Source organism: Microbacterium sp. (genome assembly GCF_051953575.1).
Classification (GTDB): Bacteria; Actinomycetota; Actinomycetes; order Actinomycetales; family Microbacteriaceae; genus Microbacterium.
Genome location: NZ_JBQCIP010000198.1, coordinates 1 through 14896, shown reverse-complemented (window position 1 = coordinate 14896; position 14896 = coordinate 1). Strand labels below are relative to the sequence as shown.

At 71.8% G+C, this 14896-nt stretch carries 13 protein-coding genes, 1 tRNA gene and 1 pseudogene; 5 read left to right on the top strand and 10 right to left on the bottom strand.

What is annotated here, in order from left to right:
- Nucleotides 1–54: 54 nt before the first annotated feature.
- Nucleotides 55–1515: a bifunctional UDP-N-acetylglucosamine diphosphorylase/glucosamine-1-phosphate N-acetyltransferase GlmU gene (gene glmU / locus ACTHNQ_RS12205; RefSeq protein ID WP_440333733.1), complete on the bottom strand. Its 1461-nt coding sequence runs from the start codon at nucleotides 1513–1515 to the stop codon at nucleotides 55–57.
- Between the two features lies 1 nt (nucleotide 1516).
- Nucleotides 1517–1588: transfer RNA gene (locus ACTHNQ_RS12200), tRNA-Gln, on the bottom strand.
- Nucleotides 1589–1673: 85 nt separating this feature from the next.
- Here ACTHNQ_RS12200 and ACTHNQ_RS12195 point away from each other — a divergent pair.
- Nucleotides 1674–2180 (top strand): MarR family transcriptional regulator, encoded by a 507-nt coding sequence (locus ACTHNQ_RS12195; protein WP_018172358.1) that lies wholly within the window; start codon nucleotides 1674–1676, stop codon nucleotides 2178–2180.
- 35 nt (nucleotides 2181–2215) lie between these two features.
- Here the strand turns inward: ACTHNQ_RS12195 and ACTHNQ_RS12190 are convergent.
- From ACTHNQ_RS12190 to ACTHNQ_RS12180, 3 genes and pseudogenes are all read right to left on the bottom strand, one after another.
- A pseudogene (locus tag ACTHNQ_RS12190) lies at nucleotides 2216–2590 on the bottom strand (HAD family hydrolase); the annotation flags it as partial.
- Nucleotides 2591–2865: 275 nt separating this feature from the next.
- Complete coding sequence (locus tag ACTHNQ_RS12185) at nucleotides 2866–3294, bottom strand: phosphotransferase family protein (RefSeq protein WP_440333731.1); 429 nt, start codon at nucleotides 3292–3294, stop codon at nucleotides 2866–2868.
- Nucleotides 3295–3701: 407 nt separating this feature from the next.
- Nucleotides 3702–5501, bottom strand: a complete 1800-nt coding sequence (locus ACTHNQ_RS12180; RefSeq protein ID WP_440333730.1) for an ABC-F family ATP-binding cassette domain-containing protein — start codon at nucleotides 5499–5501, stop codon at nucleotides 3702–3704.
- Nucleotides 5502–5620: 119 nt separating this feature from the next.
- Here ACTHNQ_RS12180 and ACTHNQ_RS12175 point away from each other — a divergent pair, with 119 nt between their 5' ends.
- Genes ACTHNQ_RS12175 through ACTHNQ_RS12165 form a run of 3 tightly spaced genes read left to right on the top strand, consistent with a single transcriptional unit; the run spans nucleotide 5621 to nucleotide 7788 of the window.
- Entirely contained in the window at nucleotides 5621–7303 is a 1683-nt protein-coding gene (locus tag ACTHNQ_RS12175; protein ID WP_440333728.1) for an FAD-dependent oxidoreductase, read from the top strand.
- Nucleotides 7300–7590, top strand: a complete 291-nt coding sequence (locus tag ACTHNQ_RS12170) for a metal-sensitive transcriptional regulator (RefSeq protein WP_440333727.1) — start codon at nucleotides 7300–7302, stop codon at nucleotides 7588–7590. Before ACTHNQ_RS12175 ends, ACTHNQ_RS12170 begins: the two co-directional genes overlap by 4 nt.
- A 30-nt stretch (nucleotides 7591–7620) precedes the next feature.
- Nucleotides 7621–7788 carry a hypothetical protein gene (locus ACTHNQ_RS12165; RefSeq protein WP_440333725.1) on the top strand — a complete coding sequence of 56 codons (168 nt, stop codon included), beginning with the start codon at nucleotides 7621–7623 and terminating at the stop codon, nucleotides 7786–7788.
- 6 nt (nucleotides 7789–7794) lie between these two features.
- Here ACTHNQ_RS12165 and ACTHNQ_RS12160 read toward each other — a convergent pair whose 3' ends face one another.
- Genes ACTHNQ_RS12160 through ACTHNQ_RS12150 form a run of 3 tightly spaced genes read right to left on the bottom strand, consistent with a single transcriptional unit; the run spans nucleotide 7795 to nucleotide 11205 of the window.
- Nucleotides 7795–9174, bottom strand: coding sequence for a GNAT family N-acetyltransferase (locus tag ACTHNQ_RS12160; protein ID WP_440333724.1), 1380 nt, complete (start codon nucleotides 9172–9174; stop codon nucleotides 7795–7797).
- A gap of 37 nt (nucleotides 9175–9211) precedes the next feature.
- Nucleotides 9212–10141, bottom strand: a complete 930-nt coding sequence (locus ACTHNQ_RS12155; RefSeq protein WP_440333722.1) for a 4-(cytidine 5'-diphospho)-2-C-methyl-D-erythritol kinase — start codon at nucleotides 10139–10141, stop codon at nucleotides 9212–9214.
- The gene (locus ACTHNQ_RS12150) at nucleotides 10138–11205 is read right to left on the bottom strand and encodes an aldo/keto reductase (RefSeq protein WP_440333720.1); all 1068 of its coding nucleotides are present in this window, start codon (nucleotides 11203–11205) and stop codon (nucleotides 10138–10140) included. Before ACTHNQ_RS12150 ends, ACTHNQ_RS12155 begins: the two co-directional genes overlap by 4 nt.
- Before the next feature lie 193 nt (nucleotides 11206–11398).
- On the opposite strand from ACTHNQ_RS12150, the gene ACTHNQ_RS12145 reads away from it, so the two are divergent.
- A complete protein-coding gene (locus ACTHNQ_RS12145; RefSeq protein WP_440333719.1) occupies nucleotides 11399–12985 on the top strand; it encodes a stealth conserved region 3 domain-containing protein in 1587 nt (528 codons plus the stop codon).
- Here ACTHNQ_RS12145 and ACTHNQ_RS12140 read toward each other — a convergent pair.
- Together ACTHNQ_RS12140 and rsmA are read right to left on the bottom strand one after the other, a co-directional pair.
- Nucleotides 12933–13880, bottom strand: coding sequence for a phosphodiesterase (locus ACTHNQ_RS12140; protein ID WP_440333718.1), 948 nt, complete (start codon nucleotides 13878–13880; stop codon nucleotides 12933–12935). The genes ACTHNQ_RS12145 and ACTHNQ_RS12140 overlap by 53 nt on opposite strands.
- 136 nt (nucleotides 13881–14016) lie before the next feature.
- Nucleotides 14017–14859: a 16S rRNA (adenine(1518)-N(6)/adenine(1519)-N(6))-dimethyltransferase RsmA gene (rsmA, locus tag ACTHNQ_RS12135; protein ID WP_440333717.1), complete on the bottom strand. Its 843-nt coding sequence runs from the start codon at nucleotides 14857–14859 to the stop codon at nucleotides 14017–14019.
- Nucleotides 14860–14896 lie beyond the last annotated feature (37 nt).

Sequence of the window (14896 nt, the reverse complement as noted above, 5' to 3'; positions counted from 1 at the left end):
CGCTTCTTGGTCTTGGCGACCAATCCGGGGGCGATGTCATTCGCCCGGTCGAGCTCAACGGTCTTCTTCTTGCGCGCCATCGTCCGCCTTCTGTGCGCTGCGGGCCTTGGCGGCGACATCCGCCGCCCCGGTACCCGGTCTGTTCTTCTCGACCCACCCCTCGACGTTGCGCTGAGGGGCGACGCTGAGAGCGAGTGCACCGGCGGGCACATCCTTGCGGATGACCGCCCCGGCCCCGGTCTTCGCGCCGTCTCCGATCCTAACGGGCGCCACGAAGACGTTGTGCGACCCGGAGTGGACCTCGTCGCCGATCTCGGTGCGGTGCTTGGTCAGGTCGTCGTAGTTCGCGGTGATCGCACCGGCGCCGAGGTTGACGCCGCGGCCGATCGTCGTGTCGCCGATGTACGACAGGTGGGGCACCTTGCTGCTCTCGCCGATCGTCGAGTTCTTGATCTCGACGAAGGTGCCGATCTTGCCCCTGTCGCCGAGGTACGTGCCCGGCCGCACGTATGCGAACGGGCCGACGGTGGCCTTGGCGCCGAACACGGCGAGCGTCGCATCGGTGCGGGTGATCGTCGCGTCCTCGCCGACCTCGCAGTCCACGAGGCTCGTGTCGGGGCCGACGGTGGCGCCGGCGGCGATCGTCGTCGCGCGCAGGATGTGCGTGTTCGGCAGCACCGTGACGTCGGGGGCGAGCGTCGCGTCGACGTCGATCCAGGTCGTCGCGGGGTCGATCACGGTGACGCCCTCGAGCTGCCACCGGCGCACGGTGCGGGCGTTGAGCAGGCGTCCCACCTCGCCGAGCTGGACGCGGTCGTTGACGCCGAAGGTGACGGTGACGTCGTCGACGACGGATGCCGCCACCCGGCCGCCCTCCTGCCGGACGAGCCCTGCGACGTCGGTGAGGTACTTCTCGGCCTGCGCATTGTCGGTGCCGATGGCGGGCAGATGGGTGCGGAGCGTCTCGGCGCGGAACACGTACATGCCGGCGTTGATCTCGCGGACCGCCCGCTCGGCGTCGTCGGCGTCCTTCTGCTCGACGATGCGCGCCACGTCGCCGTCGGCATCGCGGATGATGCGGCCGTACCCGTTCGCGTCGTCGACCACCGCCGTCATGAGCGTCACGGCGGCATCGGCCCCCCGGTGAGAGGCGACGAACGCGGCGAGCGTGTCGGCATCCACCAGCGGCGTGTCGCCCGACAGGACCAGCACATCGCCGTCGAAGCCGGCCAGCTGATCGAGCGCGAGCTCGACGGCACGGCCGGTGCCGGGGATCTCGTCCTGGTCGACGACGAGCGCCTCGGGCGCCAGATCGGCGATCGCCGCCGCCACCAGGTCGCGTTCGTGGCGGACCACGACGAGGGTGCGCTCGGGAGTCAGCACGGCGGCGGCGTGCAGCACGTGGCCCACGAGCGGGCGCCCGCCGATGCGGTGCAGCACCTTCGGGGTCGAGGACTTCATGCGCGTCCCCTGCCCGGCGGCGAGGACGATGACAGCCAGTGCGTTGTCGGTCATGCTCCGCCGCCAGGATTCGAACCTGAACCTCACAGCTCCAAAGGCTGTCGTGCTGCCGTTACACCACGGCGGAACGCGGGCGCCCGGACACCGCCGGACCCCGCCCGTCAAGTCTGCCAGACACGCGGCGTGCGGCATCCGCTCGCGATAATGGGGGGATGACGGCGCAGAGCGACGAGGTCGACCGCATCGTCGAGGCCTGGGTCGCCCAGCGCCCCGACCTCGACTTCTCACCCCTGGGGGTGCTCTCGCGCGTCGACCGGCTCTCGCGGCATCTCGACCGGGCGCGGCGCGACGCCTTCCGCCGGAGCGACCTGGAGCCCTGGGAGTGGGACGTGCTGTCGGCGCTGCGCCGCGCCGGCGAGCCGTTCCAGCTGAGTCCCAAGCAGCTGCTGCTGCAGACCCTCGTCTCCAGCGGCACGATGACCAACCGCATCGATCGGCTCGTCGGCCGCCGCCTGGTGCGGCGCGAGGCCGACCCCGCTGACGGCCGGAGCGTGCTGGTGACCCTCACCGACGAGGGCCGGATCAGAGTGGATGCCGCCATCACGCGTCTCGTCGACGCCGAGGCCGTGCTGCTCGAGTCGCTCTCGCGCGCCGACCGCGACCGGCTGGCCGCGCTGCTGCGCAAGCTCAGCCTGGGCTTCGACACCGCCGGCGCCTGATCCGAGCAGCCATCACCTGCGCACGCGCGTCGTCCTCAGCCGTCGAGCACGGTCTCCAGGTCGGAGAGCGAGGCGATCCGCACGACATCGAGGTCGGGCGACAGCGCCTGATGGCCGCCCTCGAAGTGGACGAAGCGCGTTCCGAGCTCGAGGGCGATCTCGTGGTCGTGGCTCGTGTCGCCGATGAGCAGCACGTCGCCGGAGTCCTGGCCCGTCGCCCGCAGCCACGACGCGATGACGTCGCGCTTCGACGCGCGGTGCGGGTCGGTGATGCTGAGGATCGCGTCGAACGCGGGCGCGAGCCCATGGGGCCGAAGCTGCTCCTCCAGCAGGGGCGCCTGCGTCGCCGACGCGAGCACCTGGGAGACACCGCGCGACCGCAGCGTGTCGATCGTCTCTCGCGCCCGGGTGCAGCGGCACGTCCGATCCGTCGGCTTCGAGCAGTCGGAGGTACCGGTCGACGGCCGCGCGGTACTCCCCCGGACCTATGCCGGCATCGCGATAGAACCGCTCCAGCGGAAACCGGAACAGCGCGCGATAGGCGCCGGTGTCCACGATCCCGGGACGACCGAAGTCGGCCAGCATCCGGTTCATCACCCGCAGACATCGTGCGACGTCGTCGAGCAGCGTGCCGTTCCAGTCCCAGCACACCGCACGCACCGTCATCGCGCCAGCATAGGGCGGGTCACCGACGCTGCTCGCGACGGAGGAAGTTCGCCAAGGCGTGATCCCGGAGCGACACATCGGCGGCCAGCTCGGCTGCGGCCGCGACCTGGAGCGGGAGGCTCCTTCTGATCGCGGCTGCACGCAGCAGGCGCTCGCGCGAGAAGTCGTGGGACAGCTCTTCGACCGCATAGAAGCCCAGCAGCGGCGCGAGATCGGTCCCGGGCTCCGCCGGTCCCGCATTGTCGGGATCGATGAGGGCCGCCCCCGCCGCACCGAGCAGGACGTTATGCGGGCCGAAGTCGCCGTGCGCGACGACCGACCGATGAGGTCCTCCGTCGATGACGGCGCCCACGGCCGCGCTCGCCGCACGCCGCGACTCGGGCGCCCATGCCGATGTCAGTTCGCCAACGATCGTCGGCCACGCCTCGCCGCCGCACCAGGCGCGCACCGCGGGACACGGAGGTCCAGGCAGGTCGAGCCCCGCGAGCTCTTCCAGGATGGGCAGCAGGATCTCGCGATCGTGCTGCCACTCCCCCCTGCTCCATGGGCTCGCCGAGCATGAGCGTGCAGCCGAACGCTGACCAGTCGGCTGCGTGGACCGGCGCGGTCTCCGCGCGCGGAGCGGCGATCGAGAGCGGCAGTTGCGAGAACCACCGCATCGCGTCGTGCTCGCGTGCGACCGCCGAACGGTGGTCGCCGCCGACACGAACTCTGAGCACGAAGGAGTCCCCGCACAGCGCGACGAAGTGGAAGGCTCCGTGCAGCCATCGGGCGCGTTCGAGGTCTGCCTCGGGGAACGAGGCCGAGAGCTCAGCACGCACACGCTGGGGCAGCCCGTCGAGCGTCCGCCCCACCTCAGCCGATCTGCTCGGTGAGCTCGAACCAGCGCTCCTCGACCTGGTCGCGCTCCTTCTCGAGGTCGGTGATGCGCGACATCTCCACCCCGAGCCCGACGTAGTCGGACTGGTCGTGGTCGGCCAGCGCGGTGCGAGCAGCGTCGATCTGCGCCTCGAGCTTCTCCAGACGGCGCTCGAGGGCCGAGACCTCCTTCTGCGCGGCGCGTAGCTCGGCCCCCGACAGCGAGGGGGAGGTGGATGCCGGGGCCGCAGCATCCACGGGCCTCTCCGCCTTGTCGGCGAGCGACCGCGCCCGCAGGCGCAGGTACTCGTCGACTCCGCCCGGCAGATGGCGCAGGTGGCCGTCGAGGATCGCGTACTGCTGGTCGGTGACGCGCTCGATGAAGTACCGGTCGTGCGAGACGACCAGCAGCGTGCCCGGCCAGGAGTCGAGCAGGTCCTCGATGGCGGCCAGCATGTCGGTGTCGAGGTCGTTCGTCGGCTCGTCCAGGATCAGCACGTTGGGCTGCTCTAGCAGGATGAGCAGCAGCTGCAGGCGGCGCTTCTGGCCGCCCGAGAGGTCCTTGACGGGGGTGGACAGCTGGGCGCTCTGGAACCCCATGCTCTCCAGGAGCTGTCCCGGCGTGAGCTCCTGCGCCTTCGAGCCGCTGCCGAACGTGTAGGTCGTGCGCAGCCGCGAGATGACGACGCGCACGGGATCGTCGAGGTGCTCCTCGAGCTCGTCGAGGCGCTGCGTGAGCGTGGCGACCTTGACCGTCTTGCCGCGCTTGACGCGCCCCGCGGTGGGCTCGACGTCGCCGGCGATCAGACCGAGGAGGGTCGACTTGCCGGCGCCGTTCACGCCCAGGATGCCGGTGCGCTCCCCCGGGGCGATGCGCCACTCGACCGGATGCAGCACCTCGCGGCCGTCGTATGAGACCGCGGCGTCGAGCAGGTCCACGACGTCCTTGCCGAGCCGCGAGACGGCGAGCGAACGGAGCTCCGTCGCATCCCGGATCTCGGGCACGTCGGCGATCAGCACGTTCGCGGCATCGATGCGGAACTTCGGCTTCGACGTGCGCGCGGGCGCCCCGCGACGCAGCCACGCGAGCTCTTTGCGGGCGAGGTTCTGCCGGCGCTGCTCGATGACGGCCGCCTGCCGGTCGCGCTCGACGCGCTGCAGGATGTAGGCCGCGTAGCCGCCCTCGAAGGGCTCGACGATGCGGTCGTGCACCTCCCAGGTGGTGTTGCACACCTCGTCGAGGAACCACCGGTCGTGCGTGACGACGAGCAGCCCGCCCTGGTTGGCCGGCCACCGGCGCTTGATGTGGTCGGCGAGCCACGCGATCGCCTCGACGTCGAGGTGGTTGGTGGGCTCGTCGAGGAAGATCACGTCGTGGTCGCCGACGAGGAGCGCCGCGAGCGAGACCCGGCGACGCTGCCCGCCCGAGAGACCGGCGATCGGGCCGTCCCATGCCAGGTCGCCCAGCAGCCCCGCGATCACGTCGCGCGTGGGCGCGTCGCCCGCCCACTCGTGTTCGGGGCGGTCGCCGACCACCGCCTCGCGGACCGTGAGCGCATCGTCGAGGGTGTCGGACTGGTCGAGCACGCCCACGCGGACGCCGCCCCGCACCGTGACGCGGCCGCTGTCGGGCGCGAGGCGTCCCGCGAGCATGGCGAGCAGGCTCGACTTGCCGTCGCCGTTGCGGCCGACGACGCCGATGCGATCGCCCTCGTCGATGCCGAGCGACACCCGGTCGAAGACGACCTTGGTCGGGAACTCCAGGTGCAGGGCCTCGGCCCCCAGAAGATGTGCCATGTCGCCCTCCAGGCTAGGCGACGGCGGCGCACGCCCGGTCCCGATTTGGATCGGCATACCCCCTAGGGTATGGTCGATGCTCGGCAACAGATACCCCAGGGGGTACCGAGAGGAGAGTCATGAGGATCGTGATCGTGGGCGGGGTCGCCGCCGGCATGAGCGCGGCGGCGAGGGCGCGACGGCACGACGAGACTGCTGAGATCGTCGTCCTCGAGCGCGGCCCCGAGGTGTCGTTCGCGAACTGCGGGCTGCCGTACCACGTGAGCGGCGAGATCGCCGATGCCGCATCCCTCCTCCTCCACACCCCCGCCTCGCTGCGCGCGGCCCTCAACCTCGACGTCCGCACGCACCACGAGGTGCTCGCCCTCGACACCGAGGCGCGGACGCTGACGGTCCAGACGCCGACCGGTCTCGACACGCTCGAGTACGACGCCCTGGTGCTGGCACCCGGCGCCGTCGCGGCGCGCCCGCCGATCGACGGCCTCGACTCGGCCCGCGTGCACACCCTCCGGACCGTCGCCGACGCGGTCGCCCTGCGCGAGCGGGTGACCGGCGGCGACCGCCGCGCCGTCGTGCTGGGCGCAGGGTTCATCGGGCTGGAGGCGGCCGAGGCGCTGCGTCACGCGGGCCTCGAGGTCGACCTCGTCGAGCGGGCCGACCACGTGCTGCCGCCGCTGGAGCGCGAGCTCGCATCCCTCGTGCGCGACGAGCTCACCGGGCTCGGCATCCGCGTCCACGACGGCGCTGCGGCCCTGCGGATCACCCCCGGCGCGGACGCCGACGTCGTCGAGCTCGATGACGGCGCGCGCTTCCCTGCCGACGTCATCGTGCTGTCGGTCGGGGTGACTCCCGACACCGGGTTCGCCCAGGCGGCCGGCATCCGCACGCTACGGGGTGCGATCGCCGTCGACGACCGCGGGCGGACGTCCGCGGCGGGCGTGTGGGCCGCCGGTGACGCCACCGTGCGCCCGACCGCCGTCACCGGCGTCAGCGCGCCGGTGGCGCTCGCAGGTCCCGCCAACCGCGCAGGACGACTCGTGGCCGACGACATCTTCGGCATCGCCGACGCCCGGCCCGTTCCCGCCTCGCTCGGCACCGCCGTCGTGCGCGTCGGCGCGCTGACGGCGGCGCTCACGGGGGCGAACCGCGACGCCCTCGACGCCGCGGGCATCGCATACCGCACCCTGCACCTGCACCCCAACCAGCACGCGGGCTACTTCCCGGGGGCGCTGCCGCTGCACCTCGTCGTTCACGTCGCGGCCGACGGGCGCCTGCTCGGCGCCCAGGCCGTCGGAACCGAGGGCGTCGACAAGCGCATCGACGTCCTGGCCACCGCCATGCGCGCGGGCCTGACGGCGGCCGACCTCATCGATCTCGATCTCGCGTATGCGCCGCCTTACGGTCAGGCCAAGGACGCCGTCAACCTCGTCGGAATGGTCGCCGAGAACGTCGCCGCCGGGCGCCTGCGGCTCTGGTACGCCGACCAGCTGGAGGAGGTACGCGCCGAGGCCCTCGTCCTCGACGTCCGCTCCGCGACGGAGTTCGCCGGCGGCGGCATCCCCGGCTCGCTCAACATCCCGCACAACGAGCTGCGCGATCGTCTCGACGAGGTGCGGGAGGCGGCCGACGGCCGGCCCGTGCGCGTGCTGTGCGCGGCCGGCGTGCGTTCGAACATCGCCCACCGCATCCTCGTCAACAACGGCTTCGACTCGGCGTCGCTCTCGGGCGGCATCCAGACGCTGCGCCATTGGTACGGTGCCGACGTCGACCGCATCCTCACACCCGAAGGAGCCCCCGCATGATGATCACCGGCACCCCCGAAGAGCAGGCCGCGACGCGCAAGCGCATCGTCAACCGGCTCAAGCGGGCGCACGGCCAGCTGGCCGGCGTCATCGCCGCGGTCGAGGCGGACGCCTCGTGCCGCGACGTCGTCACCCAGCTGGCGGCCGTCACGAGCGCGCTCGATCGCGCGGGGTTCGCGATCGTCTCGACCGCGATGCGCGACTGCGTCGCCGACCCCGAAGGCGCCGCGAACGCCGAAGGACTCACGACCGACGAGCTCGAGAAGCTCTTCCTGGCGCTGGCCTGACGCCGCGTCCGACACCCGAAAGGAAACACCATGTGCAGACAGGTCACGTGCTCCACGTGCGGCAAGGCGACGTGGGCGGGCTGCGGCCAGCACGTCGAAGAGGCCCTCGCGGGCGTACCGGCCTCGCAGCGCTGCTCCGGCCACGAGGCCGCGCCCACGCGCAGCGGCGGTCTCTTCGGCCTCTTCCAGCGCCGCTGAGAGCCCTCAGTACCAGATGCTGAGCCGCGGCGCCGTGTGCCACCCGAGCACGCGGCTCGCGGTCTCGACAGCCTCGGAGAAGGCGGATGCCGGAGCCCCGGCGTCCGCCTTCACGCGTCCCGCACGAGCGAGTGTCGCGAGCGACATGCCGCCGAGGTAGGTCGCCGACAGCTCGGCGATCCCGAGCGCGAGGACGACGGCATCCGTCGACTCGCCCTCGCCGAGTCGGCGAACGCGACCCGCGCCGGCGTCGTCGACCTCGAGCAGATAGCGGCCCGACGACAGGCCGAGCGCGTCGTCGACATCGACCACGAGACGGCCGGCCGCACCGAAGCGGCGCCTCTCGAGCGCCGCGGCGACATCGATGATCCGCACGTACTGGTGGTCGCGCACCGTGATCTTCGCCGCGCGCTGATCGGCGATCATCCACAGCAGGGGTTCGTCGAGCGACAGGTTGTCGGCGTGCACCTCGGCGACGAGGTCGAGTTCGAGCAGGAACCGCCACAGCGCGGCGTAGGCGTCATCGGTCTCGGCCACGAGGTAGTGCACGCTGACGGTGCCCTTCGTGAAGTCGGACTCGTTCTCGCGGACCGCGTAGACGGCGGCGCCGCGGACCTCTCCGGAAGCGTCGGCGTACTGGATCGCGCGCTTCTCGCCCGCGCGCTCGGCGGTCGGGTTCGTGCCGGCGAACATGTCCCAGAAGCTCCCGGCGATGTCGATCTCTCCGGCCGTCGTGCGGCGGATGCGCTCGTGCAGCACCGGCATCAGCTCGCGCACGCGATCGCGCGGGATGAAGTCGACGCGCCCGTCCGGGCGAGGTCCGATCCACGCCGCGCGCTTCGTCTCGATCGTCCACCCCGCCGACGACGCGGCGGGCGCGAAGCCGTAGCGGCCGTACAGCGGGGACTCGCTCACCGTCAGCATCGCGACGGGGATGCCCGCGGCCTGGGTCGCCCGCAGCTCACCCTCCAGCATCGCGCGGGCCACCCCGCGGCGGCGGTGGGTCGGCGCGACCGTGACCGACGAGATGGCGCACGACGGGATCACCGCCCCACCCGGGACGGCGAGCTCGCCGATCCACGAGGCGATCGTGGCCACGGGTGCGTTGGCGACGGGCGCCTCCGGGTCGTAGACGCCGGTCACACGGCGGTAGCCGCTGCGCTCGCGCGACGCGGCGACCTGCTCTGGCGACCGCTCGGAGTCCTGGAACCCGCGCGCGGCGGACTGCAGCCAGCCGGGATAGTCGTCACCGTCGACGGCGACGCGCCGATAGTCGAGGCCGTTCGCAGCCAGCCGCTGCCGCGACTGCTCGTCGACCGGTCCGGCGCGGAATGCCGCGCGGTCGGACTCGTGCGCTCCGGCGGGAATGTTCTCGGGCGTGGTCATGCGTCTCCTCGGTATCGAACGGTGGGATGCCGCCCGCTCAGGCGGGCACCACCCGCGCGCCCGCGACGGGCCCGTGCACGTGCAGTGCCTCGTATCCCGCCGCAGACAGCGTGATCTGCAGCTCAAGCGCCGACTCGGGGTCGACGGTCAGGAACGCCAGTGTAGGACCGGACCCCGACACCATGCCCGCGAGGGCGCCGGACTCCTCGCCGAGCTCGAGCACGTCGCGGAGCTCGGGCCGCAACGACAGCGCGGCCAGCTGCAGGTCGTTGCGCATGTGCTCGGCGAGGGCGATCGGGTCGCCCGCGCGCAGCGCATGCAGCACGCCCGCCGCAACCTCGGGCACCGCGCCGGATGCCCCGATGTCGGGACGCGTGCGCAGCTCATCCAGATGCGTGTACACCTCGGGGGTCGACAGCCCGGCGTCGGACGGCACCACCACCCAGTCGAAGCGTCCCTTGGCCAGTGCCGGGCTCAGCTGGTCGCCCCGGCCGGTGCCGATGGCCGTCCCGCCCAGCAGGGCGAACGGCACGTCGGCGCCGAGCCTCGTCGCGAGCTTGTGCAGCTCGGCCATGCCGAGCTCGGCCCCCCACAGCGCATCGCACGCCACGAGGGCGGCGGCGGCATCCGCGGAACCACCCCCCATCCCACCGGCGACCGGGACGTGCTTCACGACGTCGAGGTGCACGCCGCCGCTGTGGCCGATGCGCTGGGCGACCAGGCGCGCGGCCCGCACAGCGAGGTTGCGGTCGTCGGCGGGCACGCCCGACACGTCCACCGTGCCCGAGATCGCCACCGTGAACTCGTCGGACGGCGAGGCCCACACGTCCTCGAAGAGCGACACGGCCTGATACGCCGACGCGACATCGTGGTACCCGTCCTCCTGCACGCCGCCGACCTCGAAGAAGAGGTTGAGCTTGCCGGGCGCCCGCACCCGGACGCCGTCGGCGGCGAGGGCCTGGCTCACCGGTTCGCCGATTCCGCCCAGAGGTCCACGTCGATGCCGTCCGACAGGGCGTCGATCCGCTCCTGCTCCTCGGTCGTGAAGGCCGGGCCATCCAGCGCCTTGAGGTTCTCGTCGAGCTGGGCCGGGCGCGACGCGCCGATGAGCGCCGAGGCGACCACCGGGTCGCGCAGCACCCACTGGATCGCCATCTGCGCGAGCGACTGCCCGCGCTCCTTGGCGATCACGTCGAGTCCGCGCAGCGTTGCGAGCCCCTTCTCGCTGAGGGGGCCCTTCGGCAGCGAGCCGCGCTGCTGGGCGCGATCCGCGTCGCCGCCCGACAGGTACTTGTCGGTGAGCAGCCCCTGCGCGAGCGGAGTGAACGCGATCGCGCCCATGCCCTCCTGCTTCAGCACGCCCGTCAGGCCGTCCTCGACCCAGCGGTTGAGGATCGAGTATGCAGGCTGGTGGATGACGAGCGGGGTTCCGAGGGACCGGGCGACCGCTGCGGCCTCGGCGGTCCGCTCCGCGCTGTATGAGGAGATGCCGACGTAGAGCGCCTTGCCCTGGCGCACCAGGGTGTCGAGTGCGCCGACGGTCTCTTCGACGGGCACGTCGGGGTCGACGCGGTGGGAGTAGAAGACGTCGACGTAGTCGATGCTCATGCGCGTCAGCGACTGCTCGGCGCTCGCGAGCAGATACTTGCGCGAACCGCCGTTGCCGTACGGGCCGTGCCACATGTCGTAGCCGGCCTTCGACGAGATGATGAGCTCGTCGCGGTACGGTGCGAAGTCCTCGCGCATCATGCGGCCGAAGTTGGTCTCGGCGGTGCCGTACGGCGGGCCGTAGTTGTTCGCCAGATCGAAGTGCGTGATGCCGCGGTCGAATGCGTGGCGCAGCAGCGCGCGCTGGTTGTCGAACGGGATGTTGTCACCGAAGTTCCACCACAGCCCCAGCGAGACGGGCGGCAGGGTGAGGCCGGAGGTGCCGACCCGGCGGTAGTCGGAGCCGACGTAACGGTCGTCGGCGGCGGTGTACGGGCGGTGGAGGTCTCCGCCGCGGGACAGATAGCGGTCGTCTTCGGTCACCGGTCCAGGCTATCGGCGTCGGCCGCGGAGCGCAGGAGCACCCCTCGTGGCAGCCGTCCCCTTCCGGGGCACAGAGACACCCCACTTGTCAAGGGTCTCTCCGTGAAATCTCGTCGCAACGCAGTCTCCGTATCGTGACGGATGCGACGAGTCACGCCACCCGCGCGCAGTCGCCGAGATCGAGGAGGAACGCATGACACTTCTGTCTGCGCTGTCGCACACCGCCGAACCCACGAGCGTGCTCCTCGACCGCGGCGATATCGTGGTCGACCGCGGGATCCTGCACATCGTCCACGACGACATCGCGCCGCTGGAGGCGCGGGAGGCCGACCTGCTCCTGATCGCCGACACCCTCGAAGCCGCCGGCGTCGACGTGATGCTGATCCGGCACGACCGCTCCACTCCGGCGCTCGTCGTCGACGTCCGCCAGCAGCAGCCGGCGCTGACCGCCCTCGCGGCCGTGTGCACGCGTGACCCGCTCTACCTCAAGGCGAAGGGCCGCGCACCGGTCCTCGTCTGCGACGCCGAGCCGCTCGGCGCGGGCCCCTCGTGGGTGCGCCTGTACCGCCCGCGCGTGACGAGCTCGGGATCCCTCCGCTACGGACCCTCGCTGGGGGTCCACCTGGAGTTCTGGCGCTTCGGAGCGAAGACCGTCCGCGCACCGCGGGACAACGACTTCACCCGCCGCGAGACCCCCGTCGAAGACCTCTCCTTCACGTCCGTCGAGCGCTACGGGCGCTCCTGGCGCACCATCGCCGGCATGTTCGATCCGCACCCGCTGGAGTTCACCGAGGATGTCGACATCGTCTTCTCGTGGGTGGACGGATCGTCGAACGACTTCCGTCGTCAGCGCGCCGCGCAGCTGTCGGAGTACGTCGTGGGCGAAGGCGACGACGGCCCGGCGCGATATCGTCACGTCGACGAGCTGCGCTACGCGCTGCGCAGCGTGCACATGCACGCCCCCTGGGTGCGCCGCATCTTCATCGCCACCGATTCCCCTGCGCCGGCCTGGCTCCTGGAGCACCCGAAGGTCACGATCGTGCGCAGCGAGGAGTTCTTCGCCGACCCCTCCGTGCTGCCCACGCACAATTCGCACGCCGTGGAGGCGCAGCTGCACCGCATCCCCGGCCTCGCAGAGCACTTCCTCTACTCGAACGACGACATGTTCTTCGGACGTGCCGTCGAGCCGGAGATGTTCTTCACGCCCGGCGGGGTGACGAAGTTCGTCGAGTGCGAGGTGCGGATCGGCGCCGGAGATCCGGCGCTCCACCGCAGCGGGCACGACAACGGCCTGCGGGTGAACCGCGCCCTGCTGCGCGAGAGGTTCGGGCGGACCATCGTGCGCGACCTCGAGCACTGCGCGACGCCGCTGCGCAAGAGCGTCATGACAGAACTCGAAGAGGCGTTCCCCGAGGACTTCGCCCGGACCGCGGCATCCCGGTTCCGCTCCGCCACCGACATCTCGGTGACCAACAGCCTCTATCACTATTACGCGCTGCTGACCGGGCGCGCGATCGCGACGCGGGTGCCCCGCGTGCGCTACGCGCAGACCACGATGGCCGCCGGCGTGCGCCGCATGGAGCGTCTCGCCGAGCGCTGCGACGCCGACATGTTCTGCCTCAACGACGGCGGAGAGTCGGAGGTGCCGGAGGAGATCCGGGTGCGTGCGATCCGCAGCGCCCTGGAGCGCATGTTCCCGGTCCGCGCGCCCTGGGAGCGCGACGACCTCAGCGCAGCACGGGAATCGGCGCGGTCGGCTCATCCCTCCGTGCGGCACTGAGCGGCAGCACTCCGGCCGCCTCCAGACGCAGCTGCGCCTCGGCGGGGTCGATGTACTCCAGCGGGCGGGGCGCGTCGACGGGGACGATCGAGTGCACCACGGTGTCGTCGTACACGTGGACGAGGTTGAACGCCTGCGCGCCGTCCTGCGGACGCGTGCCGCCGACGGGCACGGTGAGGTCCTGCGCGTAGCAGGTCGACGACGCGACCGATACCGGGATGCCGGCGAACGTCGCGAAGGTCGAGTAGTGCAGGTGCCCGGCGATGATCGCCCGGACGTCCGTGCCGCGCACGACCTCGGCGAGCCGCCGCTGCTCGCGGAGCTCGACGCTGGCAGCCAGCGGCAGCACGGCGGGGACGGGAGGGTGATGCATGGCGAGGATGGTCCCGAGCGGCGCCGGGGTCGCCAGCACCTCGGCGAGCCACGTGAGTTGCTCGTCGCTCAAAGCCCCGTAGTGGTGCCCCGGGACCGAGGTGTCGAGGGTGACGATCCGCAGGCCGTCGAGCTCGTCCACGCGGTCCACCGGACGGAGCGGGTCCACCGCATCGCCGGCGTCGCCTCCGTACAGGCCCGTCCGGAACGCGGCGCGGTCGTCGTGATTGCCCATGACCCACAGCACGCGGGCGCCGATGCGGGCGGCGACGGGCTCGACGAGGGCGCGCAGGTCGGCATACGCCCCCGGCTCGCCGAGGTCGGCGAGGTCGCCCGTGAAGACGACGGCGTCGGGCCGGACGCCGCTCGTCTCGATCGCCGTCAGCGCGCGGGCCAACGTCTCTGCGCCGTCGACGGTGCCGAACAGGCGCGGCGTGTGCAGGGCGCGCAGATGGGTGTCGCTGAGATGGAGCAGCACGCGTTCGGGAGCAGGGTGCTCGGCGGTGCGCTGGTCGGGTCGCATGGAATCACTCCGGTCCGCCGCGAGGCGAGCTGCCCGTGGAACGGTACGGCGGACGCACAAATGTTACCGGCATGTTTCGGAGTGTCCGCTGAACACACGGTGAATGCGCGCGGACCGGTGTGTCGACCCGCGAGCGTCAGACGGCCTGCGCGATCCGCACGTAGTCGTCGACGGTGAGCTCCTCACCGCGTGCGGTCGGTGCGACGCCGGCGCGTTCGAGGACGGCGGATGCCTCGGCCGCCGTGCCGCCGAGCACGCCCGCGAGCGCCTGCCGCAGCATCTTGCGCCGCTGCTGGAACGCGGCGTCGACGATGCGGAAGGTCTGGACGCGCAGAGCCTCGTCGCCGCGAGGCTCGGCATCGCGGCGGAACCCGACGAGCACGCTGTCGACGTTCGGCACGGGCCAGAACACCTGACGCGACACCGTGCCGGCCAGGCGCCACGGGCCGTACCAGGCTGCCTTGACGCTCGGCGCCCCGTAGATCTTCGACCGCGGCGCGGCGGCGAGCCGCTCGCCGACCTCGGCCTGCACCATCACGACGCCGCGCTCCAGCCTGGGGAACGTCTCGAGGAAGTGCAGGAGTACGGGCACGCTGACGTTGTACGGCAGGTTGGCCACGAGCACCGCGGGGTCGCCCGGCAGTTCAGTCACGCGCAGCGCATCGGCGTCCACGACCGTCAGCGCACCGTCGACCACCCCGTGAGCGGCCGCGGTCTCGGGCAGTCTCTCGGCGAGACGGTGGTCGATCTCGACGGCCGTGACGGACGCGCCCGCCTCGAGGATCGCGAGCGTCAGCGACCCGAGTCCCGGTCCGACCTCGACCACCCGGTCACCCGGCTGCACCTCGGCGGCGTGCACGATCTTGCGCACGGTGTTGGCGTCGACGACGAAGTTCTGCCCGAGCTTCTTGGTCGGGGTGACGTCGAGGTCGGCGGCGAGCGCGCGGATCTCGGCCGCGCCGAGCAGGGTGACGGGCATGCCTCCACAGTACCGACGGGATGCCGGGGGCCGCGGC

Excerpts from the sequence above, each read along its gene's own strand:
- ACTHNQ_RS12160 (WP_440333724.1), bottom strand. The coding sequence starts at position 9,174 with ATGACCACGCCCGAGAACATTCCCGCCGGAGCGCACGAGTCCGACCGC.
- ACTHNQ_RS12165 (WP_440333725.1), top strand. The coding sequence starts at position 7,621 with ATGTGCAGACAGGTCACGTGCTCCACGTGCGGCAAGGCGACGTGGGCG.
- ACTHNQ_RS12175 (WP_440333728.1), top strand. The coding sequence starts at position 5,621 with ATGAGGATCGTGATCGTGGGCGGGGTCGCCGCCGGCATGAGCGCGGCG.
- ACTHNQ_RS12180 (WP_440333730.1), bottom strand. The coding sequence starts at position 5,501 with ATGGCACATCTTCTGGGGGCCGAGGCCCTGCACCTGGAGTTCCCGACC.
- ACTHNQ_RS12195 (WP_018172358.1), top strand. The coding sequence starts at position 1,674 with ATGACGGCGCAGAGCGACGAGGTCGACCGCATCGTCGAGGCCTGGGTC.
- ACTHNQ_RS12145 (WP_440333719.1), top strand. The coding sequence starts at position 11,399 with ATGACACTTCTGTCTGCGCTGTCGCACACCGCCGAACCCACGAGCGTG.
- ACTHNQ_RS12170 (WP_440333727.1), top strand. The coding sequence starts at position 7,300 with ATGATGATCACCGGCACCCCCGAAGAGCAGGCCGCGACGCGCAAGCGC.
- rsmA (WP_440333717.1), bottom strand. The coding sequence starts at position 14,859 with ATGCCCGTCACCCTGCTCGGCGCGGCCGAGATCCGCGCGCTCGCCGCC.
- glmU (WP_440333733.1), bottom strand. The coding sequence starts at position 1,515 with ATGACCGACAACGCACTGGCTGTCATCGTCCTCGCCGCCGGGCAGGGG.
- ACTHNQ_RS12140 (WP_440333718.1), bottom strand. The coding sequence starts at position 13,880 with ATGCGACCCGACCAGCGCACCGCCGAGCACCCTGCTCCCGAACGCGTG.